The organism is Haloferax sp. Atlit-10N (assembly GCF_003586325.1).
Taxonomy (GTDB): Archaea; Halobacteriota; Halobacteria; order Halobacteriales; family Haloferacaceae; genus Haloferax; species Haloferax prahovense.
The window spans coordinates 15690-42620 of the sequence record NZ_PSYX01000006.1 but is presented as its reverse complement, the minus strand read 5'-3'; the positions used below and the strand labels follow the sequence as shown (position 1 = coordinate 42620).

The 26931-nt window shown below is 69.1% G+C and carries 20 protein-coding genes; 19 read left to right on the top strand and 1 reads right to left on the bottom strand.

The annotated features are described in order from the left end of the window. The first annotated feature begins 3 nt into the window (after nt 1–3). The 6 genes from cobJ to C5B91_RS16310 are packed head-to-tail and all read left to right on the top strand — an operon-like array spanning nt 4 to nt 4767. Nucleotides 4–984, top strand: coding sequence for a precorrin-3B C(17)-methyltransferase (gene cobJ, locus C5B91_RS16335; protein WP_115820056.1), 981 nt, complete (start codon nt 4–6; stop codon nt 982–984). 1 nt (nt 985) lies between these two features. Beyond that, nucleotides 986–1240: a ferredoxin gene (locus tag C5B91_RS16330; RefSeq protein WP_008097009.1), complete on the top strand. Its 255-nt coding sequence runs from the start codon at nt 986–988 to the stop codon at nt 1238–1240. Continuing rightward, nucleotides 1237–1908 (top strand): cobalamin biosynthesis protein, encoded by a 672-nt coding sequence (locus C5B91_RS16325; protein WP_115820057.1) that lies wholly within the window; start codon nt 1237–1239, stop codon nt 1906–1908. The genes C5B91_RS16330 and C5B91_RS16325 overlap by 4 nt, the downstream gene beginning before the upstream one ends. Beyond that, nucleotides 1905–3125 carry a CbiX/SirB N-terminal domain-containing protein gene (locus C5B91_RS16320; protein ID WP_115820058.1) on the top strand — a complete coding sequence of 407 codons (1221 nt, stop codon included), beginning with the start codon at nt 1905–1907 and terminating at the stop codon, nt 3123–3125. Before C5B91_RS16325 ends, C5B91_RS16320 begins: the two co-directional genes overlap by 4 nt. A 2-nt stretch (nt 3126–3127) precedes the next feature. Beyond that, entirely contained in the window at nt 3128–3505 is a 378-nt protein-coding gene (locus tag C5B91_RS16315; RefSeq protein WP_008097013.1) for a DUF3209 family protein, read from the top strand. A 5-nt stretch (nt 3506–3510) separates the two neighbouring features. Next, the gene (locus tag C5B91_RS16310; protein ID WP_115820059.1) at nt 3511–4767 is read left to right on the top strand and encodes a PQQ-binding-like beta-propeller repeat protein; all 1257 of its coding nucleotides are present in this window, start codon (nt 3511–3513) and stop codon (nt 4765–4767) included. A 36-nt stretch (nt 4768–4803) separates the two neighbouring features. Here C5B91_RS16310 and C5B91_RS16305 read toward each other — a convergent pair whose 3' ends face one another. Next, nucleotides 4804–6927 carry a VWA domain-containing protein gene (locus C5B91_RS16305; protein WP_115805595.1) on the bottom strand — a complete coding sequence of 708 codons (2124 nt, stop codon included), beginning with the start codon at nt 6925–6927 and terminating at the stop codon, nt 4804–4806. A 44-nt stretch (nt 6928–6971) separates the two neighbouring features. Between C5B91_RS16305 and cobN the strand changes: the two genes are divergently transcribed. The 13 genes from cobN (at nt 6972) to C5B91_RS16240 (ending at nt 26804) form a co-directional block, all read left to right on the top strand. After that, complete coding sequence (gene cobN / locus C5B91_RS16300) at nt 6972–10832, top strand: cobaltochelatase subunit CobN (protein WP_115820060.1); 3861 nt, start codon at nt 6972–6974, stop codon at nt 10830–10832. Beyond that, a complete protein-coding gene (locus C5B91_RS16295; RefSeq protein WP_115820061.1) occupies nt 10825–11505 on the top strand; it encodes a precorrin-8X methylmutase in 681 nt (226 codons plus the stop codon). Before cobN ends, C5B91_RS16295 begins: the two co-directional genes overlap by 8 nt. Beyond that, nucleotides 11498–12313 (top strand): cobalt-precorrin-7 (C(5))-methyltransferase, encoded by an 816-nt coding sequence (locus C5B91_RS16290; RefSeq protein ID WP_115820062.1) that lies wholly within the window; start codon nt 11498–11500, stop codon nt 12311–12313. The genes C5B91_RS16295 and C5B91_RS16290 overlap by 8 nt, the downstream gene beginning before the upstream one ends. Before the next feature lie 74 nt (nt 12314–12387). Further along, nucleotides 12388–13590 (top strand): ABC transporter substrate-binding protein, encoded by a 1203-nt coding sequence (locus C5B91_RS16285; protein WP_008097018.1) that lies wholly within the window; start codon nt 12388–12390, stop codon nt 13588–13590. Between the two features lie 142 nt (nt 13591–13732). Further along, complete coding sequence (locus C5B91_RS16280) at nt 13733–15517, top strand: IucA/IucC family siderophore biosynthesis protein (protein ID WP_115820063.1); 1785 nt, start codon at nt 13733–13735, stop codon at nt 15515–15517. 212 nt (nt 15518–15729) lie between these two features. Next, nucleotides 15730–17160, top strand: a complete 1431-nt coding sequence (locus tag C5B91_RS16275; RefSeq protein WP_255563891.1) for a diaminobutyrate--2-oxoglutarate transaminase — start codon at nt 15730–15732, stop codon at nt 17158–17160. Next, nucleotides 17157–18710 carry an aspartate aminotransferase family protein gene (locus tag C5B91_RS16270; RefSeq protein WP_115820064.1) on the top strand — a complete coding sequence of 518 codons (1554 nt, stop codon included), beginning with the start codon at nt 17157–17159 and terminating at the stop codon, nt 18708–18710. The genes C5B91_RS16275 and C5B91_RS16270 overlap by 4 nt, the downstream gene beginning before the upstream one ends. Then, on the top strand, nt 18707–20488 hold the full coding sequence (locus tag C5B91_RS16265) for an IucA/IucC family siderophore biosynthesis protein (protein WP_115820065.1): 1782 nt from the start codon (nt 18707–18709) through the stop codon (nt 20486–20488). The genes C5B91_RS16270 and C5B91_RS16265 overlap by 4 nt, the downstream gene beginning before the upstream one ends. Beyond that, the gene (locus C5B91_RS16260; RefSeq protein WP_049968725.1) at nt 20485–21186 is read left to right on the top strand and encodes a GNAT family N-acetyltransferase; all 702 of its coding nucleotides are present in this window, start codon (nt 20485–20487) and stop codon (nt 21184–21186) included. Before C5B91_RS16265 ends, C5B91_RS16260 begins: the two co-directional genes overlap by 4 nt. After that, nucleotides 21183–22556, top strand: a complete 1374-nt coding sequence (locus C5B91_RS16255) for a lysine N(6)-hydroxylase/L-ornithine N(5)-oxygenase family protein (protein ID WP_115805599.1) — start codon at nt 21183–21185, stop codon at nt 22554–22556. Before C5B91_RS16260 ends, C5B91_RS16255 begins: the two co-directional genes overlap by 4 nt. After that, a complete protein-coding gene (locus C5B91_RS16250) occupies nt 22553–24532 on the top strand; it encodes an IucA/IucC family siderophore biosynthesis protein (RefSeq protein WP_115820066.1) in 1980 nt (659 codons plus the stop codon). The genes C5B91_RS16255 and C5B91_RS16250 overlap by 4 nt, the downstream gene beginning before the upstream one ends. Then, nucleotides 24529–25377 carry a polysaccharide deacetylase gene (locus C5B91_RS16245; protein ID WP_049968728.1) on the top strand — a complete coding sequence of 283 codons (849 nt, stop codon included), beginning with the start codon at nt 24529–24531 and terminating at the stop codon, nt 25375–25377. The genes C5B91_RS16250 and C5B91_RS16245 overlap by 4 nt, the downstream gene beginning before the upstream one ends. Beyond that, nucleotides 25377–26804 (top strand): MATE family efflux transporter, encoded by a 1428-nt coding sequence (locus C5B91_RS16240; protein WP_049968729.1) that lies wholly within the window; start codon nt 25377–25379, stop codon nt 26802–26804. The genes C5B91_RS16245 and C5B91_RS16240 overlap by 1 nt, the downstream gene beginning before the upstream one ends. Nucleotides 26805–26931 lie beyond the last annotated feature (127 nt).

Genomic DNA, 26931 nt, shown 5'->3' with positions numbered 1-26931 from the left:
CGCATGAGCAAATCAGACACGGAATCCGAATCGAAGTGCGGCGGAGCGACGGCGGAATCGACTGACGCAGCCGACTCAGAATCGAGGTGTGGCGCGTCGTCCTCGAAGGGCGACGGCGACGCTGCTTCGAAGTGCGGCGGCAGTTCGGGCGGTTCGAAGAAGGGACAGACCGCCGAGAAGGTCGAAGCGACCATCGAGGACTTCGACGGCGAACCGGGGCAACTCGTCGCCGTCGGCCTCGGTCCCGGTCGCGCGAGCGAGATGACCACGCTGGCGAAAGACACCCTCCGCGAGGCCGACCACATCGTCGGCTACACGACTTACATCGAACTCCTCCCAGACGACATCGTCGAGGGCGCAGACGACATCTACTCGACGCCGATGTGCGGCGAGGTCTCTCGGACCGAGGAGGCGGTCGACCGAACGCTCGCCGGCAACGACGTGGCCATCGTCGGGAGCGGTGACCCCAACGTGTACGCGCTGGCCGGGCTCGCGCTCGAAATCCTCGAATCGAAGGGCGCGACCGCGAGCATGGTCGACTTCGACGTGGTCGCCGGCGTCCCGGCGGCGCAGTCCTGCGCGGCCCGACTGGGCGCGCCGCTCGTCAACGACACCGTGACCATCAGCCTCTCGGACCACTTGACCTCGATGCCGACCATCGAGTCGCGCCTCCACGCGGCCGCCAAGGAGGGCTTCACCATCGCCATCTACAACCCGTGGAGCCGCAAGCGCCGGGCGAACTACGAGAAGTGCTGCGAGATTCTCCTCGAACACCGCGCGCCCGACACGCCGGTCGGCATCGTCCACGACGCGGGCCGCGACGACGAGGAAGTCGAAATCGTCGAACTCCGCGAACTGCCCGACCTCGGCGAGACCGACCTCGTGGACATGACGACGACGCTTCTGGTCGGCAACGAGGAGACGTACGTCTGGGACGACCGGATGGTGACGCCGCGGGGCTACGAGCAGAAGTACGAGTACTGAGATGTTCGAAATCGCAATCGACCGAGACGCCTGCGACGGCATCTTCGCCTGTCTCGCCCGCGACGGGCGGTTCGTCGAGGACGACGACGGGCTCGCCACGATCGACCCCGACGCGGCCGGCGTCGTGCGCGTCGAGCGCAGCGACGAACGCGTCGTCGCCCTCCTCGAAGGCGACGCCGAGGCGGATGACGACGCGACACTCGCGGCGCGAGCCTGTCCGCCCGGCGCGATTTCGGTACGGGAGGTGGACGCGTGAGCGACGCCGGCGTCGACCCTGCGGACGACCTCCTGAAGAGCGCGCCCGAGACGGCCTACCTGTGGGGCCACGTCGCCGGCGGCGGCCGCGTCGAGCGGGGGCAGTTCACGGCGCTGACGAACGACGAGACCTGCGCGAACCGCCTCGCGGCCATCGCCGGCGGCGGCGACATCGACCGCCGAGAGACGGAGCGAGAATACGCGCACAACACCGCCGTCACCCGCGTCAAAGACGAGTACCACGTCATGGTCGAAGGCGACGTGGTCAGACGCGCGAGCGCCGCGTTCGGTCTCCCCGTCGGTGACGACGCCGGCGGCTACCGCTTCGATGTGTTCGAAGACCGGCGAAAACAGCTCCTTCGGGGGCTCCTCGAATCCTGCGGGACGGTCTGTTTCAAGTCCTCGGCGGGGACGGTCGGCATCTCGTTCGTCCACCACGACCGGGCGCTCCTCGACACCGTGGACCGACTGCTCGACGCCTGTCCGGTCGACGCGCCGACCGGCCCGATTCAGGAGACCTCGTCGGGTGGCTACTGGTTCGGTATCGACGACGACGCGGCCGCCGGCTTCGGCGAGTGGGTCTACGAGGGCAGCGACGAGACGAGCCTGTTCGCGCCGACGCGGCGCCGAAAGCTCGTCCGCAGTCTCGAAGAGGCCGAGAACGCATGAGCCTCGAACGGCCCGACCCAGCGCTCGACGACGACGCCGTCCTCCTCGTCGGCCACGGCTCGCGCCGCGAGGAGTCTAACGAGCAGGTGCGGACGCTCGCCGCGAAGTTGGAGTCGCGGCTGTCGGTTCCGGTCGACGCGGCGTACATCGAACTCGCCGAGCCCTCGATAGACGACGCAATCGAGACGATGGCACCGACCTGCCGGACGATGACCGTCGTCCCGCTCTCGCTTTTCGCCGCGAGCCACGTGAAAAACGACGTGCCGCTGGCGGTCCAGCGGGCCCGCGCGACCCACGACGACACCGAGTTCCGGTTCGGGTCGCACCTCGGCATCCACCCCTCGCTCGTCGACCTGCTGGACGAGCGGGCGCGGGCGGTCGAGTCCGACCTCGGCGTCGACCGCGAGGACGACGACGTGGCGGTCGTGCTCTGCGCCCGCGGGTCGAGCGACCCCGACTCGAACGGCGACGTGCACAAACTGGCGCGCCTGCTGTACGAGGGCCGCGGGTTCACCCGCGTCGAATCGGCGTTCATCGGCGTCACCACGCCCCGGTTGGAGGAGACGCTTCACACCGTCGCCAAGGACCGCCCGGACGCGGTCGTCGTCCTCCCGTACATGCTCGGCGACGGCGTGCTGACGGGGCGAATCGTGGACACGGCCGAGACGTTCGACGAGGAGTACCCCTACGTCGACGCCGGCGCGTCGGGACCGCTCGGCGCGGACGACCGGGTGGTCGAGACGCTCGCCGACCGGTATCGAGAGGCCCGCACCGGGAGCGTCGAGATGTCCTGCGACACCTGCAAGTACAAGGTCGAACTCACCGGCTACGAGGACGACGAGGGCGGCGCGCGCGCGATGCTCCGCTCGCTCGTCCATCAGGCCGAACACGCCGACCGAACCGACGTGGACGACGACCCGCACGTCCACGACGCCCCCGAGAAACACGTCGCGGTCTGCACGAACCAGACCTGCGCCGCCAGCGGCGCGGCGACCGTCCTCGAAGAGCTCAGACAGGGCGTGCGCGACGCCGATGACTGCGACGTGCACGTCTCTCGAAGCTCGTGTCTCGGCCAGTGCGGCGACGGCCCGATCGTCGCCGTCTACCCCGACAGCGTCTGGTACGGCGGTGTGACGCCCGACGACACCGACCGCATCGTCTCGTCCCACCTCGAACGGGACCGCATCGTCTCGAACCTCGTCCACCAATCACTCTAATCATGGCCTGCGCAGAACTCGAAGCGCTCCGACTCGCGCTGTTAAACATCACCGGAACGACCGACGAACACGCGAAGCGACACGCGGAAGCCGAACTCGAGGACTACCTCGACGACGCCGGCCCGATTCAGGCGCTCGCGAACGCGACTACCCTCGACGAGGCCCAGCGGCATCTCGACGCCGCGCTCGTCGACCTCGAAGAAGAGGCGACGCGAATCGACGACGACGACCCGCAATCGGGCTACCTCCGGGGACGGCTCGTCGCCGTCCGCGACGCAGAGCGGTCGCTTCGCCGCATCCGCGAGGGAGCCGATGCGTTCCTCGACGACCTCGGAGAGGCGCACCACACGCTCCACGACGCCTTTCCCGTCGAGGACTGAGCCCGATGGCACCGTCCCCACTCACGGTCTGCCGCGACCTCGGGGAAGTCGAGCCCGCGAGCAGTCGCCACAACTGGGCGCGCTCCGCGGTCGAAGCGACCGACGACGCCGTCTTCGTCGGGACCGCGGACGGCCGCGTTATGGCGCTGGAGACTACTGCCGACGCGGCCAGTGCCTCCGACGCCGCGCCCGACGCCGGCGAGCGCTGGCGGACGCGCGGCGAGCACTCCGTGGTGTCGATGGCCGGGAGCGACGAGCTGCTCGTCGTCGGCGAGCGCGGCGGCGACGGGCTGGTTCGCGTCCTCGACGCCGAGACGGGCGTCACCCGCTGGACGTACGCGACGGCTGACGACGTGGGCACGGCGACGAAAGACTCGCTGTTCTTCCGACCGTACGTCGTCGACCTCGCGGTGACGGGCGACAGGGTCGTCGTCGCCGCCCGGCGCTACGAGCGGGACGGCGAGGACAGGGTCTGGCGGAGCGTCGTCCTCGGGTTCGACCGAGGCGGGCGACTCGCGTGGCGCAGACACGTCCACGCGTCGCCCATCGCGGTCGCTGCCGAGGGGGACCGCGTCGCCGTCGCGTACAACCGCTGTCCGAACCCCGAACAGGACGGCCTCATTCTCCTCGACGCACACTCCGGGGCGCGGGTCGCGTCGTGGGACCCCGACACCGACGGGGACCGACGCGTCGGCGACGTGGCCTTCGCGGGCGACGCGCTGGCCGTCGCCAGCCACGGCGACAAACGCGGCTACCTCATCGATTTCGACGGGGAGACGCGGTGGCGACTCGACCTCGCGACCGAGCGCCGCGTCGGCGACGAGACCGTCTACGCCTACCCGAACCACGTCTGCGTCGCCGACGGAACCGCCGTCTTCGTCACGGGGAACACGTTCGCCGAGTCGACCCGCGACCCGGACGCGCGACACCCCGACGAACACACCGCGGTCGGCGTCTCAGTCGCCGGAGGCGACCGTCTGTGGACCCGCGACACCGGCGGATTCGCACGGGCGGCCGCCGCCACCGACTCGCGGGTGTTCGTGCCGTCCGCCCAGCACTTCCGAGAGCGGGAGGCAGAGCGCCACGGCGTCCACGTTTTCGCCCCCGACGCGGGACACGTCGAAACGGAGGGACTCCCCGGAATCCCGACCGCCGTCGCCGCGGGCGGGGGCGTCCTCGCGGTGGTCGAAGAGCCGGTCGAGTACCACGACGAGGGCGTCACTCGCGGGGCGTATCGACTCCACACGCGACCGATTCGATAGGAACACACCATGCCAAAAGAGACGACCGAGTCCCCGCTACTGCCCGTCCGCGGAGCGCGCGGCCTCGGCGACCCGCTCGGCCGACAGGTCGGACAGCGGGATGCGCCGCGCGCCCGTCTCGGAGACGAGGATGTCGGTCACTCCGATACCGCCGTCGCCGGCATCGACGACGACGACCGAGGCGTCGGCGGTGGCGAGGTTCCGCGCCGCCGACCGGGTCTGTCCGGTGGGACTGCCGTCCGCGACGTTGGCCCGGCCGTCAGTGACGACGACGACGAGCGCGCCGGCGGCGTCCGAGCGGTCGATGACCCGACGGGCGGCGTCCAGCCCGGACGGAAGCGGCGTCCTGTCGCCCGTGGGGAGTTCCTTCAGGTGCCGCGCCGCCAGCGTGACGCTGTCGGTGGGCGGGAGCAACACCTCGGCGTCGTCGCCGGCGACCGCGACGAACGAGACCTCGTCGCGCTGTTCGTAGGCGTCTTCGAGGAGCGACAGCACGGTGCCTTTCGCCCGCCGCATCGCGGCGCGCATCGACGCGCTCGCGTCCACGACGAACACGACGAGCGTCGCGGCCGACCCGCGGGCGACCGCGGTTCTGAGGTCAGACCGGGTGACGCGGGACCGACCGGCCGAGGCGGCGGCCCGGACCGACGCCGGCACGTCGATGTCGTCGGTCTCGGTCGCCGGTTCGGTCCGCACCCGCGAGCCTCGCCCCTGCCGCGACTCCCGAACTGCGGCGCGGCTCCCGTCGCCCGGCGTCTCCGCGTCGAGGGCCGCGTCCTCGACCGGCGGCCGCTCGACGTCGCCGATGGCGGCCCGGCTCTGCCCGGGGAGAAGCGGCGTTGCTTCGTCGGGGTCGTCGTCTGCGGAGTCGTCGGTATCGCCGTCTCCGGAAGTCCCGTCTTCCGAATCGCCGTCTTCGGGTCCGCTCTCGTCGGCTCCGCCGACCGCTCCACCTCGGTCGTCGCCGCCGGCATCGTCCCCGTCATCGCCGTCCCCAGCATCGGAATCGGAACCCTCTCTCGCGGCGTCGGAACCGGCTTCCTCGCCACCGTCGTCGTTGCGGCCGTCGCCTCCACCGTCGCCACCGGCACCTTCGCTCCCGTCACCGCCACCGTCCTGCTCTCCGTCGCCGTCGTCCCGGCCGTCCGCCTCGTCGAAGTGGTCGTCGAGCACGTCGTCGACGTCCGGGTCGTCGTCGAACGGGCGGCTCTGGAGTCGGTGCGGGAGCGCGAGCGCGGCCGCTTCGCGCACGTCGCCTTCGAGCACCTTCGTCCGGCCGTCGAGCGCCGCGAGGGTACGGGCCGCGCGGGCGATGGCGATGTCGGCGCGGTGGCCCTCGACGCCGGCGTCGACGCAGAGTTCGGCGATGTCGCGCTTGAACTCGACCGGGAGCGCGACCGAGTCGAGGCGGTCCGTCGCCTCGCGGAGCGCGGTTTCGAGCGCCGCGGTCCCCTCGCGGTGGGCGTCGGCGACCGTCTCCGGGTCGTCGCCGCCCGCCAGCGCCCGGTCGATAATCTCCACGCGGTCGTCGACGTCGCGGCTGCCGACGACGGTCGCCTGGAGGGCGAAGCGGTCCCGGAGCTGAGGTCGGAGGTCGCCCTCCTCGGGGTTCATCGTCCCGACGAGGGTGAACTCGGCGGGGTGTTCGACGCTCACCCCGTCGCGCTCGACACGGTTGACGCCGCTCGCGGCCGCGTCCAAAAGCAGGTCGACGAGGTGGTCGTCGAGGAGGTTCACCTCGTCCACGTAGAGGATACCGCGGTTCGCGCGGGCCAAGAGCCCGGGGTCGAACGACGCCTCGCCGTCGAGCGCGTCGGCGACGGAGAGCGTGCCCGCGACCCGGTCGCGAGTCGCGCCGAGTGGGAGCGTCACGAGCGGGACCGACCGGCGCTCGACCGCGGGGTCGTCGCGGCCGCGACACGAGTCGCACTGGCGGGCCGGGTCGTCCGGGTCCGGCGGACAGCCGTACGGACAGCCAGCGACGACTTCCTGTTCGGGCAGGAGGTCGGCGAGGGCGCGGACCGCGGTCGACTTCGCGGTTCCCTTCTCGCCGCGAACGAGGAGTCCGTCGAGGTCGTCGTTGGCCCCGACGGCCAACAACGCCCGTTTCAGTTCGTCTTGCCCGACGATAGCCGAAAACGGCAGCGTCTGAGTCGTCATCGAATACGAAATCGTACTTGCAGTAAGACAATAACACTTTATCAATGACACCGACAATCGGACTGTACACAGCGACGGAAAACGAGTTGGGCGCGGTCCAGCGGGCCGCGCGCCGACTCGACGGAATCGACCTCGTCGTCCGCTCCGCGAGCGATTTGGACGACGTGACCGACGCGGACGCCTTCGTCGACGAGTTGGAGTCGACGACGGCGGCCGTCTTCTGGCTCCACGGAGCCGAAGACAGCATGCCCGGCTACGACCACGCGGTCGAACGACTCGAAGCGGCGGGCGTGCCGCTCGTCGTCGAGGCCACCGGCGACGCCTTCGCGCGGCAGGACACGACCGTCGCCGACGCCGACCGCGAGCGCGTCTGCGAATATCTCGACCGCGGCGGCGCGGTGAACGTCGAGAACCTCTGTCGGTTCCTCGCCGCCGAGTACGCCGGCGTCGAGACCGAAGTCGACGACCCGGTCGAACTCCCGACTGAGGGCGTCTACCACCCGGACTACCCCGGCGTCGAGTACGACGAACTGCTCGATACTCACGACCCCGACAAGCCGACCATCGGCGTCTGGTTCTACGAGTCCCACTGGACGCACGCGAACACTCGGTACGTGGACGCGCTCGTGGAGCGACTCGAATCGCTCGGCGCGAACGTCCTGCCCGCGTTCTGCAACCCCGCGACCGACGAGGAGGGACAGGAGAACGCCGAGTGGGTCGCGCGGAACTGGTTTTCAGACGACGACGGCCCCGTCGTGGACGCGGTCGTCAGCTCCTTCATGTTCTCGCTGTCGATGAGCGAGCGCGGCCGCGACGCCGACGACGAGGGCGCGGACGCCGAGGACGTGTTCCTCACCGAACTCGGCGTTCCCGTCTTACAGGCCATCACGACCATGCGCTCCCGAAGCCGGTACGAGTCGAGCGACACGGGCGTGATGGGCTTCGAACTCGCGCTGTCGGTCGCGCTCCCCGAGTTCGACGGCAACGTCATCACCCACCCGATAAGCGGGAAAGAGCGGATGGAAGACGAGGCGGGCGTCGGGAGCGCGCCGAAACAGCACTTCCCCATCGAGGACCGCGTTGACCACGTCGCCCGGCTCGCGGTCAACTGGGCGCGGCTCCGCCACCTCCCGAACGACGAGAAGCGCGTCGCGGTCGTCCTGCACAACTACCCGCCGAGCGACGACGGCATCGGGACGGCCTTCGGGATGGACAGCCCCGCGAGCACGGTCAACCTCCTGTCCGAACTCCGGAGTCGGGGCTACGCCGTCGGCGACCTCCCCGCGGACGGGCAAGCGCTCATCGACGACCTCACCTCGCAGTTGACGCTGGACGACCGCTGGGTCGCGCCCGAAGACGTGCGGGACCTGAGCGTCGACGTGGTCTCACCCGACCAGTACGCCGACTGGTTCGCCGACGCCGACGACCGCTTCCGCGACAACGTCGTCGACGAGTGGGGCGACCCGCCGGAGCGACCCTTTGCGATTCCGGGCGTCGAGTTCGAGAACGTCCTCGTGACCGTCCAGCCCCCGCGCGGGTTCGGGATGGACCCCTCGAAGGTGTACCACGATTCGGACCTCCAGCCGCCGCACGACTACGTGGCGTTCTACGCGTGGCTCCGCGAGGCGTTCGAGGCCGACGCCGTGGTCCACCTCGGCACCCACGGCAGTCTCGAATGGCTCCCCGGCAAGACCGTCGGGCTGAACGGCGAGAGCGCCCCGGACCAACTGGTCTCGGCCCTTCCGAACGTCTACCCGTACATCATCAACAACCCCGGCGAGGGGACGCAGGCCAAGCGCCGGTCGTACGCGGCCATCGTGGACTACCTCACGCCGGTTATGCACACCGCGGGAACGTACGACGACCTCGCGGACCTCGAAGAACTCGCCCGCGAGCACCGCGAGGCGGGCATGGACGAGGCCCGCCCAGAGCGCGGTGACCAACTCCGCGAACTCCTCCTCGACGCGGTCGACGACCTCGACCTCGCGGTCGAACTCGGGTTCGAAGACGCCGACGCGGTCGGTGACGCAATCGGTGACGCGGATGCCGACGTCGGTCCCGAAGCCGTCGATTTCGACGAACTCGTCGAGCGCGTCCACGAGTACCTGACCGACGTGAAGACGACGCAGATTCGGATGGGCCTCCACACGATGGGCGAACCGCCCGAGAGCGACCGCCTCGTGGAGTACCTCGTCGCGCTCACGCGCCTCCCGAACGCCGACACGCCGAGCCTCCGCGAGAGCGTCGCGGGCGTCATGGGCGTCGATTACGACCGAATGCGAGACGAACCGGGGACGTACGACGACGACCTCGGGATGTACCTCTCGGAGGCCGCAGACCACGTCTACGACCAGTGCGTCGAACTGGTGTCGGCCCTCGCCGAACGCGACTTCGACGTGCCCGAGTCGGAGGTCGACGCCGCCCCCGACGACGAGGTGAACATGAACCTGCTCGTGGTCGATATCGACCAACTCGGCGACGCGCGAGCCAAGCGCGGCGCGCACGACGACCTCCGCGAAGTGCTGGCGTTCATCTGCGACGAGGCGGCCCCGCGGGTCGCGGCCGCGGAAGCCGAGATTCCGCAGACCGCCGACGCGCTGGCCGGCGAGTACGTCCGCCCCGGCGGCTCCGGCGCGCCGACCCGCGGCGGGGTGGACCTGCTGCCGACCGGGCGGAACTTCTACACGCTCGACCCGCGGAAAGTCCCGGCCAAGCCGGCGTGGAGCGTCGGCGGGCGGGTCGCCGAGGGCGTCCTCGACCGCCACTACGGCGACCACGACGAGTACCCCGAGGAGTTCGGGGTCGTCGCGTGGGGGACGCCGACGGTCAGAACCCGCGGCGAGACCATCGCGCAGGTGCTCGCGTTCATGGGCGTCGAACCGGTGTGGACCGACGCGGGCCGCGTCGACGGCGTGGAGCCGATTCCGCTGGACGAACTCGACCGCCCGCGAATCGACGTGACCACCCGCGTCTCGGGGCTGTTCCGCGACGCGTTCCCGCAGGCCGCGAGCGTCGTCAACGACGCCGTCGACGCGGTCGTCGAACTCGACGAACCCCACGAGATGAACTACGTGAAAAAGCACGTCGAGGAAGACGCCGCCGAGTTCGAGGCTGATGGCGTCGCCGCCGACGAGGCCGAGAAACTGGCCAAACACCGCGTGTTCACGACGACGCCCGGCGGCTACGGCGCGGGGACGAACAAGGCCGTCGACGAGGGCGAGTGGGACGACCGGAGCGACCTCGCGGACGTGTTCGTCCAGTGGGGCGGCTACGCCCTCGGGAGTCGCGGTAGCGTGACCGAGGCCCACGACGCCTTCGAGCGCCGCTTGAGCGGGGTCGAAGCCACGGTGAAAATCGAGGACACCGCCGAGCAGGACGAGTTCGACTCCTCCGACTGGTACGCCTTCCACGGCGGGTTCGTCTCGGCTGTCGGCGAGATTTCCGGGAGCGACCCGGCCTCGTACGTCGGGGACTCCAGCGACCCCGACAACGTCAGCATCTACACGAACGAGGAGAAGGTCCGCAAGGCGATGCGGGCGCGCGTCCTCAACCCCGACTGGCTCGACAGCATGGAGGAACACGGCTACAAGGGCGCGGGCGACCTCTCGACCACGGTCGACGTGGCGCTCGGCTGGGACGCGACGACGGGCGTCGTCAGCGACACCCTCTGGGAAAGCCTCGCCGACGCCTACGCCTTCGACGAGGACCGACAGGAGTGGCTGCGCGACGTGAACCCGTGGGCGCTCGAAAGCATCACCGCAACGTTCCTCGAAGCCATCGACCGCGACCTGTGGGATGCCGACGACGACGTGAGAGAGCGGTTGCAGGACATCAACCTCTCCGTGGAGGGCGACCTCGAAGCGAACACGACGAACGCCATGGCCGGAACCCAATCAGATGACTGAACGAGACGCCTACGCCGACCTCGGCGCGACGACGCGGGACGCGATGGACATCGCGGAGACGAGCATGGACATCGTCCGGACGTTCGTCCCCGACGAGACGCTGAACGACCGACTGCGACAGAAGGCGGTCCACTCGACCGGCGACATCGAGTTCCAGCACCTCCTTCGCTGTCAGAACGGCCCGGTCGTCGCGGGCGCGAGGGCCGTCCTCGACGAGCGACCCATCGTGACCGACATCACGATGGCGAAGGCCGGCGTCACGGGCCGCGGCCACGACTGCCCGGTGCGGAAGGCAATCGGCAACGGCGCCGAACTCGCCGCCGAGACGGGCATGACTCGGACCGCGGCCGCGGTGCTCGAACTCGACAAGCAGGGCGTCTACGACGGCGCAATCGCGGTCGTCGGCAACGCGCCGACCGCCGCGTTGGCGCTCTGCGACTGCATCGAAAACGGGACCCGACCGGCGGCCGTCGTCGCGACGCCCGTCGGCTTCGTAAAGGCCGAAGAGAGCCGAACACGCGTCCGCGAAATCGCCGACGAGTACGACATCCCCGCGGTGACGAACGTCGGAAAACGCGGCGGGAGCGGCCTCGCGGCCGCGCTCACGAACGAGTTGATTCACGTCGCGAGCGACGTTCGCAACGGCGACGTCGACCTCGAAGACCATGAGTGAGGACGACCCGTACGACCTCGATTCGGGGGCGGACCCGGCGACGTTCGCCGCGGCCGCGCCCGAACCGAGCGTCGGCGAAATTGGTGGAGGCAGCGAGGACGCCGAGGACGCCGCCGCGCCGGTCTACGCGGTCGGAATCGGCCCCGGCAACTCGGAGTATCTGACGCCTCGCGGGCGGCGAGCGATTCGGGAGGCCGACGTGGTCGTCGGCTTCGAGACGGTCGTCGACTTCGTCGCCGACGAGACCGACGCCGACCTGCTCACCTGCGGCTACGCCGACGAAGCAGAGGCGCTGTCCGAGTTCGGGAGGCGCGTCGCGGCCGGCGAGCGCGGGACGGCGGTCCTCATGGGCGATCCGAACCACTCGGGCTACCAGTTCCTCGGGAAGGTCCAGCGGGCCGTCGAGCCACCGGTCAGGGTGATTCCGGGCATCTCGTCGCTCCAGATAGCCGCGAGTCGCGCCCGGACGCCGATGGAGGACACGCGGTTCGTCACGCTCCACAAGAGCGGGTCGCTCGACGCCGACCTCGACCGACTGGCCGAGGCGGTGGGCGAACGCCACCTGCTCGTCTTGCCGCGGCCGTTCGACTGGATGCCCGGCGACATCGCGGAGTTCCTCCTCGATTCGGGCGCGGACGAATCGCTGGACGCCCTCGTGCTCGAACGCCTGACCCACGACGACGAGCGAATCACCCGAACGACGCTCGGCGACCTGCGCGACTCGGCCGGCGGGAGCGGCCCCGACTCGACGCCGTACTCGGACCTCACGGTCCTCGCCGTCAGGGCCCCCGTCGACGCGACGGACTGAGCCGTCCCACACGGGGGAGTTAGGCTCGCCTAAATTTCGAAGACGTTTTAAGCATTTAGGGAAGCCTAAAATACATGGCAAACGACGGACACAGCGGTCGAGAATCGACGCGGCGCGAGTACCTGCAGTACGGCGGCGCGGTCGTCGCGGGCGGTCTGCTCGCCGGCTGTACCGGTGGCGGCGGGTCGGAGACGACGACGACGGAGTCCGAGACGACCACGGCGACGGCGACCGAGACGGCGACAGAGACGGAGACGGAAACCGAGACGACGACCGAGGCGTCGGAATCCTACTCGGTGTCGATAGAGCCGGTCGGCGAGGTCACGTTCGACTCGGTCCCGGAGACGTGGGTCGCGAACAACGGCAGTTGGGCCGACATGGGCGTCGCGCTCGGCCTCGACGCGCCGATGGGCGTCTGGCTCCCCGGCCGGTACCACACGCAGTACTACGACGAGATTCCGGACGTGAGCGTCGACAAGTCGTCCATCCGTCAGCTGTGGGGCGACAGCGGCGTCGGCAAAGAGCAGTTCTACGACATGAACGCGGACGTGCACATCGCCGACCCGAACTTCCTCCTGAACCGCGGCCAGTGGAGCGAGGGCGATATCGAGGAGATCAGCACCCAAGTCGGTCCGTTCTTCGGCAACAGCATCTTCTCGCGCGGCTACGCGTGGCACGAGGACTACCGCTACTACAGCCTCTACGAGGCGTTCGAGAAGCTCGCGCAGGTGTTCCAGCGCGAGGACCGCTTCGAGGCGTTCGAACAGGTCCACGAGGAGTTCCAGGCGAACCTCGCGCCGGTCGTCCCCGCGCAGGGCGAACGACCCTCGGCCGCCGTCGTCTGGGGCGGCGGCGACGAGCCCGAGGAGTTCTACCCCTACATCATCGACGAGGGGACGAGCTTCAAGCACCTCAACGACCTGAAGGTCAACGACGCGCTCGCGACGACCGACGTGAAGGACTTCTACAGCAACCGCGGCGCAGTCGACTTCGAGACGCTCCTGGAGGTCGACCCCGAAGTGCTTCTCCTGCGCGGACAGGAGGCCAAGACCCGCGAGGAGTTCCAGAACACGGTCATCTCGTTCATGGAGAGCCACGAAGTCGCGAGCGAACTCACCGCGGTCAAGAACGACGACGTCTACCGCGCCGGCGCGCTCTACCAGGGCCCTATCACGAACCTCGTCGTGACTGACCGCCTCGCGCAGACGCTGTACGACGCCGACGAGCGCCTGTTCGACGCCCAGCGCGTCAGCGACATCGTCAACGGCGACCTGTAGTTCGGTCCCGCTTCGCGGCCCCGCTTTTCCCGTTTCGCTCCGCCGTCGAGCGGCGCATTCCGCCAGAATTCTTATATGTTTTTAGGCTAGCCTAAAACACATGGCGACAAGCCGAGATGTCGGGCGGACACCGGATGCCGACGTGGCCCCGGACGACCGCGCCGCGTCAGCGACGTTGCACAGTTTCCTCAACTGCTACCTCCACGAAATCGGCGGTCACGAGGTCGTCAACGCGGCCGAAACGCCGCTTGTGACCGACTGTAAACGAGGAGTTCGACTCCCGCTTCCGGAGCAGGGAATCGAGGTGTTCGTGCCGCTTTCGTACTATTCCGCCGGGGACCGACACCTGTTCGGCGGCCCCGGCGTCTCCGTCCTCCCGGACGGCCGGGCCGTCGACCTCGACTACCTCCGACTTGCGCGATTGCTCCTCGAAGAGCTGTCGCTCGCCCGCGACGCGCCGGGTGCGGTGGACGAACTGCTCCTCCGGGTCGTCGAGAGCTGTCGGAACACCGCCCGGGCGGTCGAGGCCCGCCGCGGCGACGAGGAGCGACTCTACGGCTTCGAGACGACGTTCCGCGACGCCGAGCAGTCACTCGTCTTCGGCCACCACAGACACCCGACGCCCAAGAGCAGGCAGGGCATCGCGCCGCACGACGAACCGCGGTTCGCCCCGGAGCTACGCGGGTCGTTCCGGCTCCACTACTTCCGGGTCGCGGCCGACCTCCTCGACCACGACTCGACGCTCGACCGGAGCGCCCCGGCGTGGATAGCCGACGCGCTCCGGGCGGACGAGTCGGTGCCCGAGTCGTTCGTCGCCGAACACGTCGACGGCGACACCGACGACGGACTCGTCCCGGTCCATCCGTGGCAGGCCGACTACCTCCTCGCACAGCCGGCGGTTCGAGTGCGCCTCGGCGACGGTATCGAGTCGCTCGGCGAGGTCGGCAGGGAGTTCTACCCGACCTCCTCGGTTCGGACGCTGTACTCGCCGGACGCACCGTTCATGGTCAAAGGCTCGCTGAACGTCAAAATCACCAACTCCGCGCGGGTCAACAAGCGGCACGAACTGGTCCGCGGCGTCGCCGTCAGCGAGCTGCTCGACGCCGGCCTCCGCGACGTTATCGACGCCGAGTTCCCCGAGTTCGATCTCATCGACGACCCGGCCTACGTCACCGTCGACCTCGGCGACGGCGAGTCCGGCTTCGAGACCGTCCTCCGCGAGAACCCCTTCCGCGGCGACGCGGCGACGAACGCGACGCCCGTAGTGGCGCTCTGTCAGAACCCCATCGGCGGCGGTCGCTCCCGACTCGGGACGATTGTCGAGACGCTCGCAGAACGCGAGGGGCGGTCGGCGGGCGCGGTCGCCGAGTCGTGGTTTCGGCGGTACCTCTCGGTCGGGGTCCGGCCGGTGCTGTGGCTCTACCTCCGGTACGGCTTCGGCGTCGAGGCCCACCAGCAGAACAGCGTCGTCCTGTTGGAAGACGGCTATCCGACCGCGTTCCGCTACCGCGACAATCAGGGCTACTACTTCCCCGAGTCGCGGTACGACCGACTCGACGACTTCCTCCCCGGCGTCGGCGAGCGCACGGACACCGTCTGCGGCGACGACATCGCGGACCAGCGCATGATATACTGGACGGTTCTCAACAACGCGCTCGGCGTCGTCAGCGCGCTCGGGCGGAGCGGGCTGGTCGACGAGCGGCGACTGCTCGCGGTGCTCCGCGAGGAACTCGAATCGCTCCGCGAGGTCGACGCACCGGGGTCGTCGCTCCTCGACCAGTTGCTCGCCGAGCCGACGCTGACCCGCCAGTCGAACCTCCTGACGCGGTTCCACGACATCGACGAACTGGACGACTCCCTCGACGACGCGCCGCTTTTCGTCGAGGTCGACAACCCGCTGGTGACGGCGTTCGACGGGGAGCGCTGAGCTAACGCGGCGGCGACGCGAGCGGCCGACGCGAGCCCGAGCGTCCGACTCGACCCGACGCGGCCGGCGTGCGGACGAAAACCGCCGAAAGCGGGGGAAGGCGGCTCGTCGCGGACGCTCCGCGGCGACCGCGTAGCGGCCGCGCTGTCCCGTTATTATTCAGACAGGTCGTTCCTGCAGTAAACTTTTTGTATTTTTAGGCTAGCCTAAAACTGTATGCTCGACAGCGACAGACCGACGACGAACCGACGGAGGACAGCCCGATGACCGACGCAACGGCCGGCAACGAGGCGTTGCTCGAACAGCAGGCCGCCCGCGAGTCGAGCGCGCGGACCTACCCTCGGCACCTCCCGCACGCGATACGGGAGGCCTCGGGCGTCACCGTCACCGACATGGACGGCGAGGAGTACTACGACTGCCTCGCGGGGGCCGGCACGCTCGCCCTCGGGCACAACCACCCGAAGGTGATCGAATCGATGGAGCGCGTCCTCGCAGAGGACCGCCCGCTCCACACCCTCGACATCACGACGCCCGTCAAGGAGCGGTTCGTCGACACGCTGTTCGACAGCCTCCCCGACGAGTTCGCCGACAACGCGCGGGTGCAGTTCTGTAGCCCCGCCGGGACCGACGCCGTCGAGGCCGCGCTCAAACTCGTCAAGACCGCGACGGGCAACCGGAGCGTCCTCGGGTTTCAGGGCGGCTACCACGGCATGACCAACGGCGCGCTGAGCCTGATGGGCGACACCGACCCGAAGGAGGACGTGCCGGGACTGATGCCCGACGTACACCACCTGCCGTATCCGTACGAGTATCGGTGTCCGTTCGGCGTCGGCGGCGAGGAGTGTCACGAACTCGCCGCCCGGTACGTCGAACGCACCCTCGACGACCCCGAAAGCGGCATCACGGACCCCGCCGGGATGGTGGTCGAACTCGTGCAGGGCGAGGGCGGCGCGATTCCCGCGCCCGACGACTGGACCCGCGAGATTCGGCGGATGACCCGCGAGCGCGACATCCCGCTCGTCGTGGACGAAATTCAGACCGGCCTCGGCCGGACCGGCGAGCTGTACGCCTTCCAGCACGCCGATATCGTCCCCGACGCGGTCACGCTCTCGAAGGCCATCGGCGGGTCGCTCCCGCTTTCGGTCGTCGTCTACGACGAGTCGCTCGACGTCTGGGAGCCGGGCGCGCACGCCGGGACCTTCCGGGGGAACCAACTCGCGATGGCCGCCGGCATCGCCACCATCGAACACGTGCTCGAACACGACCTCGACGACCACGCCGCGCGCATGGGCGACCGACTCCGCGGCCACCTCGACGCGACGAAGCGCGCTCACGACGCCGTCGGCGACGTGCGCGGTCGCGGGCTGATGCTCGGGGTCGAACTCGTCGACCCCGCGGGAGCGCCCGACGCCTGCGGGCGCTTCCCGACGCATCCGGACCTCGCCGACGCCGTCCGCGCGGCGTGTTTCGACCGCGGACTCATCGTCGAACTCGGCGGCCGCCACGGAAGCGTCGTCCGGTTCCTCCCGCCGCTCGTCGTCACGCCGAGCGACGTGGACGCCATCGGGAGCATCTTCGCGGACGCCGTCGAGGCCGCGGTCGAGGAAGTCGGCTCCGACGGCCGGCGGGAGGTCGCCGCATGAACGGCGTCGGCGGCGTCGACGGCGTCGGCGAGCGGCGCGACCCGCGACCGGACGCCGCGAAGTGGTTCCTGAGCGGCGACGGCGACGACCGAGCGCGCTACCGGGACGCGATTCGCCGGGCGTGCGACCTCGTCCTCGACGAGTTCGCCGACGAGGCGACGCCGTACTCGGGGGCGACGCCCGAGAAGCTCGACGACGCGCTCGCCCGGTTGGAGATGTTGCCCCACGAGGGCGACGGCGTGGCCGCGGCGCTCGACCGCACCGAGCCGATTCTGCGAAACTCCGTCGGCGTCTCGGACCCGACCTGCGTCGCGCACCTCCAGTGTCCGCCGACGATTCCGGCGCTCGCGGCCGAGGTGCTCCTGACGGCGACGAACCAGTCGATGGACTCGTGGGACCAGAGCCCCGCCGCGACGCAGCTCGAACGGCGGTTCGTCGACGAGCTGTGCGAGCTGTTCGGCTACGAGGACGGCGACGGCGTGTTCACCAGCGGCGGCACGCAGTCGAACTTCGTCGGCCTACTCCTCGCCCGCAACAAGGCCATTTTGGAGGAGTACGGCGTCGACGTGCAACAGGCCGGCCTCCCGCCGGAAGCGAGGGACCTCCGAATCCTCTGTTCGGCCGACGCCCACTTCACCGCCAAGCAGGCCGCCTCGCACCTCGGTCTCGGCGAGAACGCCGTCGTCACCGTCCCGACCGACGACGACCGCCGCCTGTCGATGGAAGCGTTCGACGAGGCGATCGCTGACCTCCGCGAGCGCGGAAAGCGCCCGTTCGCAATCGTCGCGACCGCCGGGACGACGGACTTCGGCAGCATCGACCCGCTGGGGCCGCTGGCCGACCGCGCGGCCGAACTCGACTGCTGGTACCACGTCGACGCCGCGTGGGGCGGTGCGCTCGCACTGAGCGACGACCACGCCGACAAACTCGCGGGCGTCGAGGCCGCGGACTCCGTCGCGGTCGACTTCCACAAGCTGTTCTACCAGCCGATTAGCTGCGGCGCGGTCCTCGTGCGCGACGAATCGGCGTACGACCTCATCGACCGCAACGCGGCCTACCTGAACCCGGAGCGCGACGACGACGCGGGCGTACCGAATCTCGTCTCGAAGTCCGTCCAGACGACCCGGCGGTTCGACGCGCTCAAACCCTTCGTCACGATGCAGGCGCTCGGCCGCGAGGGGCTGGCGTCGATGGTCGAGTACACCATCGACCTCGCCGACGACGCCGCGAGGCTCGTCGAGGCCGACCCCGACCTCCGCCTCGTCCACGACTCCGAACTGAACGTCGTCGTCTTCCGGTACGTCCCCGGCGACGGACGGGACGATGACCCCGACAGACGCAGCGCCGACGAGGTGAACGAAGCTATCCGCGACTCCCTTCTCGACGACGGCGAGGCCGTGGTGGCCCGGACCACCGTCGACGGCGAGACGTGCTTGAAGCTGACGCTCCTGAACCCTCGAACGACGCGCGAGGACCTCCGAGAACTCCTGCGCGAGATTTCGACCCGCGGCACCGCACTCGAAACGACGACCGACGACCGACACGCATGAATCCGAACGACACGGCCGAGTCAGCGACGATGCACAGCTTCCTGAACTGCTACCTCCGGGAGACGCGCGACTACACCGTCGTCCCCGCCGGGGACGCACCGGTCGAGACGGACGCCGACGAAGTCGTCCACGCGCCGCTGTTCCACCAGGGCGTCGACCTCTACGTCCCGCTTTCGTACCGGTCGCCGACGGACCGCCACCTGTTCGACCTCCCCGGCGTCTACCGGCTTCCCCGGGGCGAAACGCTCCCGCTCGAGTACACGATGCTCGTGACGCTCGTCACGACCGAACTCAGACTCGACCGCGGCGACACCGGCGCGGCCGACGAACTCCTCTTGCGAGTCGTCAAGAGTTGTCAGAACATCGAGCGGTTCGTCGAGGCCCGCCGCGGCGACGAGGAGCGACTCTACGGCTTCGACACCACCTTCCGCGACGCCGAGCAGTCGCTCGTGTTCGGCCACCCGCTACACCCGACGCCGAAGAGCAGACAGGGCATCCCCGACCACGAGTCGCGGACCTACGCGCCCGAACTCCGCGGGTCGTTCCCGCTGGCGTACTTCAGCGCCGACCCCTCGCTCGTCTCGCAGGACTCCGCGCGCGGCGAGTCGGCGGCCGAGTGGGTCGCGTCGGCGCTCCGAGCGGACGAGTCGGTCCCCGAGTCGTTCGTCGCCGAACGCGTCGACGCCGACGAGGTGCTGATTCCCGTCCACCCGTGGCAGGCGGACTACCTCCGCGCGCAACCCGAAGTGCAGGCGCACCTCGGGGACGGCCTCGAATACGTCGGCCAGGTCGGCAGAGAGTTCTACCCGACCTCCTCGGTTCGGACGCTGTACTCGCCGGACGCGCCGTTCATGGTCAAAGGCTCGCTGAACGTCAAAATCACCAACTCCGAGCGGACGAACAAACTCCCCGAACTGGAGCGCGGCGTCGCCGTCACCGAACTGCTGGACACCGAACTCGGCGACGACCTCGAAGAGCGGTTCCCGGCGTTCGACGTCGTCCGCGACCCGGCGTACCTGACGGTCGACCTCGGCGACGGCGAGTCCGGCTTCGAGACCGTCCTCCGCGAGAACCCCTTCCGCGGCAACGCGGCGGCGAACGCGACGCCCGTGGTCGGCCTCTGTCAGGACCACCGCGGCGACGGGTCGTCGCGGCTGGCGACGCTCGTCGAGGGAATCGCCGAGCACGAGGGCAGACCGACCGATGCGGTGGCTGAAGACTGGTTCCGCCAGTACCTCGAACTGTCGGTTCGGCCGGTGCTGTGGCTCTATCTCGAACGCGGACTGGGCGTCGAAGCCCACCAGCAGAACAGCGTCCTGACGCTCGACGGCGGCTATCCCGAGACGTTCCGCTACCGCGACAATCAGGGCTACTACCTCCCCGAGTCGACGTACGACGAGGTGGACGCGCTCCTGCCCGGCATCGGCGAGCGCGCCGACACCGTCTGCCCGGACGCCGTCGCCGACGAGCGCATCCGGTACTACGTCATCATCAACAACGCCCTCGGCCTCGTCAACGCCTTCGGCACGGCCGGACTGGTCGACGAGCGACGCCTCTTGGGCGTCCTCCGCGAGGAACTCGAATCGCTCCGCCGGTACGACCGGCCGTCGTCGTCGCTGCTCGACGACCTCCTCACCAGGGAGACGATTCCCTGCAAGGCGAACCTACTCACGCGGTTCCACGACATGGACGAACTGGAGGGCTCGCTGGCGAACCAGTCGGTGTACGCGGACATCGACAACCCGCTGGTCACGGAACTGGAGGTGCCGACGCCATGACCGGCTCGAACGCCGACTCGGCGACCGCGACCGTGGCGGCGCGAGCGGGCGCGGGCCGCGAGTACGCGTATCGGGTTCGAAACGAGCGTATCGACCGGACCGTCGCGTTCGCCGAGGTCGACCCGACTCTCGATTTCGACCGGCTCCGCGCGTGGTTCGGCTCCGACCACGTCAAGCCGTACTGGCAACTCGACCTGCCGGAGGCGGCGTTTCGGGCGAAGCTCGATTCGAAGCTCGGCGACGACCACCTCACGCCCTACGTCGGCCTGTTGGACCACACGCCGATGAGCTACTGGGAGGCGTACCGCGCGGCCGACGACGTGGTCGGCGAGCGCTACGACGCGGAGCCCGAAGACCGCGGCGTCCACCTACTCATCGGGCCGCCGGAGTACCTCGGACACGGCTACGCGGTTCCCCTCCTGCGGGCGATTACCGCGTTTCAGTTCCGCGCGACCGACGCGGGTCGCGTCGTCAGCGAACCGGACGTTCGCAACGAAATCGCCATCCGCGTCTTCGAGCGGTGCGGCTACGAGCCGCAGGGGCGCATCGACCTCCCCGACAAGGAGGCGCTGTTGATGCACTGCGAGCGCGAGCGGTTCTTCGACGCGGTGGCGGAACCCGCGGACGCGAACACAGACGGGGACACCGATAGGTGTGTCGACGTCGCGGCCGACGCGGAGACGGAGGTGGGGCGATGAGCGACACCCCCGTCCACGACGTGGTCGGCGTCGGCCTCGGGCCGTTCAACCTCGGGCTGGCCGCCATGCTCGACGGCGCGCCCGACGACGTGGACGCGGTGTTCCTCGAACAGGACGCCGAGTTCGCGTGGCACGAGGGGATGCTCATCGAGGGGACGACCCTCGAAGTGCCGTTCCTCGCGGACCTCGTGACGCTGGCCGACCCGACGAACCCCCACAGCTACCTCAACTACCTGCGGGAGACCGGCCGCATCTACGAGTTCTACTTCTACGAGACGTTCCAGATTCCCCGGCGGGAGTACGACGACTACCTGCGCTGGGTCAGCCGGCGACTCGACGCCTGCCGGTTCGAACGCCGCGTGACGAACGTCGAGTGGGTCGAAGACGGCTACTTCGAGGTGACCGCCCGCCACCCCGAAAGCGGTGCGGAGCACCGCTACCGGGCCGAGGACGTGGTGTTCGGCGTCGGAAGCCGGCCGCACGTCCCCGATAATCTGGGGGGACACCCCGAGCGTGACGTGTTCCACACCGCGGCGTACCGGAGCCGAAAAGAGCGGTGTCTCGACGCCGACTCGATAACCGTCGTCGGGTCGGGCCAGAGCGCCGCGGAGGTGTTCTTGGACCTCTTGGAGGCGCAGGCCGACGCGGACTACCGACTCGACTGGCTCACGCGCTCGGAGGGGTTCTTCCCGATGGAGTACTCGAAGCTCGGACTCCAGCACTTCACGCCGGAGTACACGTCGTACTTCAACGACCTCCCGCAGGAGACCCGCGACGAGGTGTACCCCGAACAGGACCTGCTGTACAAGGGCATCGACGTGAACACCAGCGCGGAGATATACGACGCGCTCTACCGTCGCTCCATCGGCGACCGCGACCCCGACGTTGGACTGTTCGCCATGACCTCGGTGGAGGGCATCGAGCGGGTGTCCGGTCCCGACGGGCCGCGCTACCGCCTCGATTGCGAGCAGTGGCAGTCCGGGACGCCGTTCGCCCACGAGAGCGAGGTCGTCGTCCTCGGGACTGGTTACCACCGGCCGACGCCGAGTTTCCTCTCGTCGCTCGAATCGCGCATCGAGTGGGACGACGAGGGTCGCTACCGAGTCACCGACGACTACCGACTGCGCCTCGACGACGACGTGACGGGGCGCATCTTCGTCCAGAACGCGGAACGCCACACCCACGGCGTCGGCGCGCCCGACCTCGGCCTCGGCTGTTATCGCAACGCGCACATCGTGAACCGACTCTGCGACCGGACGGTCTACCCCGAAGACGAGGACACCGTGTTTCAGGACTTCGCCGTCGAGCGGTTCCTCGAAACGACCGGCGGCGCGACTGCGGCGGCATCGACGGCGGAGGAAGACGAATGAACGGACCGGAACTGCGGACGAACGGACGGACAGGACGCACAGGACAGATAGACGGACTGGAGACGCTCCAGACTGCGCTCGACGCGGACCGGTGGGCGGACGTGAGCCGCGACCTGCTCACGAAGCTGTTCGAGGAGTTCCTGTACGAGGAGCTGATCAACCCCGAAGCACGCGGCACCGACGGCGAGTGGACCCGGTACCGGCTCGACTACGACGGCGTCGTCTACCGGTTCGCGGCCCAATCGCGGCCGTTCGACAGTTACCGGGTCGACCCCGACAGCATCGAGCGACGGGACGGAGACGTCGGCGGCGAGGTGGAGAGCGAAGACGCCGACGAGAACCCGAACGGAAACGGAGACGGAGAGGGCTGGCGGCCCGCGACCGACCCCGTCCAGTTCCTCCTCGACGCGCGGGGGTCGCTCGGCGTGGCCCCCGAGACGGCGAGTCACCTCGTCCGGGAGTACAACAACACGCTGGTCGCCGACGCCCACATCGACGCCCGCAAGGCCGATGCCGACGAGAGCCTACTGGACATGCCGTACGCCGCGGTCGAAGGCGAGATGGAGGGTCACCCGTGGTTCACCATCAACAAGGGTCGTATCGGCTTCGGCTACGACGACTACCGGGCGTACGCCCCCGAGCGCAAGACGCCGCAGTCGCTCGTCTGGGTCGCTGCACACCGCGACCGCGCCGACTTTCGGAGCGTCGAGGGCTTGCGGTACGAATCGCTGATGGCCCAGCAACTCGGCGAGGCCGCGGCGGAGTTCGACGCGACGCTCCGGGCCGGCGGTCACGACCCCGACGACTACTACTACCTCCCGGTCCACGAGTGGCAGTGGAAAAACACCGTCGCGCAGCTGTTCGCCAAGGACATCGCGGCCGGCGACATCGTCCCGCTGGGGACCGGTCCCGACAGCTACCTCCCGCAGCAGTCGGTGCGGACGTTGACGAACCTCACGGACCCAGAAAAGCCGCACGTCAAGGTCCCGATTCGCGTGCTGAACACCATCGTCTATCGGGGACTGCCCGGCGAGCAGGCGCGCGCCGCGCCCCGGGTCACGGAGTACGTGCAGTCGATTCGCGACGACGACCCGTTCCTCCGCGACGACTGCGAGTTGGTGCTGCCGGGCGAGATTGCGAGTCTCAACTACGACCACCCCGAGTTCTCGCAACTGGACGACGCGCCGTACCAGTACCACGAACTGCTCGGGGCGGTGTGGCGCGAGAGCGTCGAAGCCCTCGTCGACGACGACGAGCAGGTGCTCACGCTCTCGGCGCTCATGCACGAGGACGCCGACGGCACGCCCGTCGTCTCCACGCTCGCCGAGCGGGCCGGCTGTTCCATCGACGAGTGGCTAGCCGACTGCTTCGACGTGCTGCTGCCGCCGCTGTTGCACTACCTCTACCGCTACGGGATGGTGTTCATGCCCCACGGGACGAACACGATGCTCGTCCTTCGGGACGGCCGGCCGACCCGGCTGGCGGTGAAGGACTACGTGGACGAAATCGCGGTCAGCGAGACGCGACTGCCGGAACTCGACAGACTCTCCGACGACCTGTACGAACACGACGACATCGTCCACCGGAAGTCGCCGGACGGGATGTGCCAGCACATCGTCGGCACGCTGTTCGTCTGCGTCCTGCGCTACGTGGCCGACCGACTAGAGCGCCGCGAGGGCTACGACGAGACACGCCTGTGGCGGCAGGTCCGCGCGAGCATCGAGCGGTACCACGAGCGGTTCCCGGAACTGGAAGACCGCTTCGAGCTGTTCGACCTGTTCAAACCGGAGTACGACAAGCTCTGTCTGAACCGGAATCGGCTCGTGGAGTACGGTTACGACGACGACCACGCGCCGCCGGCGGTGACGGCCCACGGGACCGTCTCGAACGCGCTTTTCGACCTCGAACCGGCGACGCGGGCGGGAATCGAGGACGGAGACCGGGTCCCGGAGAGCGACGCGAGAGGCGACCGATGAGCGACGAACTGTTCGCGCGCGTCGATTCGAACCACAAGCCGGACCCGTGGGGCGAGTACTGCGCCGCGGCGACGTTCACGTTCGACCTCGACGCCAACGAACTGTGGCGCGCGGCCGCCGCGCTCGACCCGGAGTTCGCCCGGTTGGACTACCGCGGCGACTACGGGCCGGAAGTCGGCGTGCCGCGGCTCGTCGAACTGTTCGAAAAGTACGACGTGAACTGCACGTTCTTCGTCCCCGGCAAGGTCGCAGAAGAGTGGCCCGAGGCGGTGAAGCTCCTCCACGAACACGGCCACGAAATCGCCCACCACGGCTACACGCACGTCTCGCCCCGCGAGATGTCCGCCGAGCGCGAGGCGACCGAGTTCCGGCGGACCATCGAGGTGGTCGAAGACCTCACCGGCGAGCCCCCGGTCGGCTACCGGACCGTCGGCGGGATGCGCGACCAGACGCTCGACCTCGTCGAGGACGCCGGGATGCTGTACGACGCCTCGTGGCAGGACACGGATATGCCGTACCTCCGCGAGGACCGCGACCTCGTGGAGATTCCCAACGACTACCTGTTGGACGACTTCGTCTACTGGGGGTTCAACATGGGTCCGACGTTCGAGTTTCAGTCGGGTATCTCGCCGCACGGTCCCGTCTTCGACACGTGGGAAGCCGAGTTCGACGGCATTCGCGAGCGCGGTCGGCTGTTCGTCTTGACGATGCATCCGCAGATTGTGGGCCGAGCGAGCCGCGTCGACGCGCTCGAGTCCCTGCTCCAGCGGATGCTCTCGACCGGCGACACGTGGCTGACGACCTGCGCGGAACTCGCGCGCTACTGGCGCGACCGATACGACTGATGGGTCGCGTGACGAAGCTCCGAGCGTGCCTCGACGGCCTGTTCGTCGGACCGTCCGAACTCGAGTTGACCGAGGGAGGCATCGCGAGGCCGCTTTGCTACCTCGCGGCACCCATCGTCGTCACGAACCTGCTCCAGACGGCGTACAACGTCGCGGACACGCTCTGGCTGGGGCGCTACAGCACCGAGGCGCTGGCGGCCATCTCGTTCGCGTTCCCGCTGGTGTTCCTGTTCCTCTCGCTGGGACTGGGACTCTCTATCGCCGGGAGCGTTCTCGTCGCCCAACACACCGGCGCGGGCGAATCGCTCGACGCGGAACGGGCGGCGGCGCAGACGCTCACGTACGCGGCCATCGCGGCCGTCGGCGTCGGCGCTGTCGCCTACGTCGCGGTCGACGACGTGCTCGCGTTCATGGGCGCGTCACCCGCAGTCCTCCCGCTCGCGACCGCCTACATGCGCATCGTCTCGCTGGGGATGGTGTTCGTGTTCGCGTTCTACGCGTTCATCTCGCTCATGCGGGGCCGCGGCGACACCGTCACGCCCATGCTCGTCATGGCGGGGTCGGTCGCGCTCAACGTCGTCCTCGACCCGATTCTCATCTTCGGCTGGTGGGGCGCGCCGGAACTCGGCATCCGCGGGGCGGCGATAGCGACGGTGTGCTGTCGCGGGCTGGCGGCCGTCGTCGGCGTCGGCATCCTCCTCGACGGACGACGCGGGCTTCGGCTCCGACCGGGACAGTTCGTCCCGAGCGCCGCGGCCGCGAGGCGGCTGTTCCGACTCGGCCTGCCGACCGCCCTCGAAGAGACCGGACGGGCGGTCTCAATCAACCTCCTCTTGGCCGTCGTCGGGCTGTTTTCGACCGGCGTGGTCGCCGGCTACGGGGTCGGGACGCGCATCTTCTCGGTCGTCGTCCTCCCGACGGTCGCGTTCGCGAGCGCGGTCGAGACGATGACGGGACAGAACCTCGGCGCGGGAGCGACCGACCGCGCGACGGCGACTAACCGCTTCGCCGCGGCGTTCCTGTTCGGCGCCATGAGCGCCTGCGGCGTCGTCGTCTGGGTCGCCGCCCGTCCGCTCGTCGGCCTGTTCGCGGCCGACGCGACCGTCGTCGACGCCGGCGTTTCCTTCCTCCGAACGATTGCCCCCTCGTTCGGATTCGTCGGACTGATGCGGGTGTTCACCGGCGGACTGCGCGGGGCGGGGCGGACGACAGCAGCGTCGCTCATCGTTATCCTCGCCCTCGGCGTCGTGCGAATTCCGGCCGCGCTGTGGGGGGCGAGCGCCCTCGGTCCCGGCGGCATCTGGGTCGCGTTCGCCGCCTCGAACGTCGTCGGCGGCGGCGTCGCATCGCTGTGGTTCTACCGGACCGCCCGGCGGCGCTCGCTCGCTCGAAGCGGTGTGAGGGGGGCCGTGACCGGCGACGACTGACGCCCGCGGGGCGGCCGAGGACTCATCGACGAAATCACAGATTGAATATATTTTGGGGCAAGATATCTGACACGTTTACGCAGTAGGGGTAGACGAGATTATTCGCAGACTCACTTGTAGCCCAGAC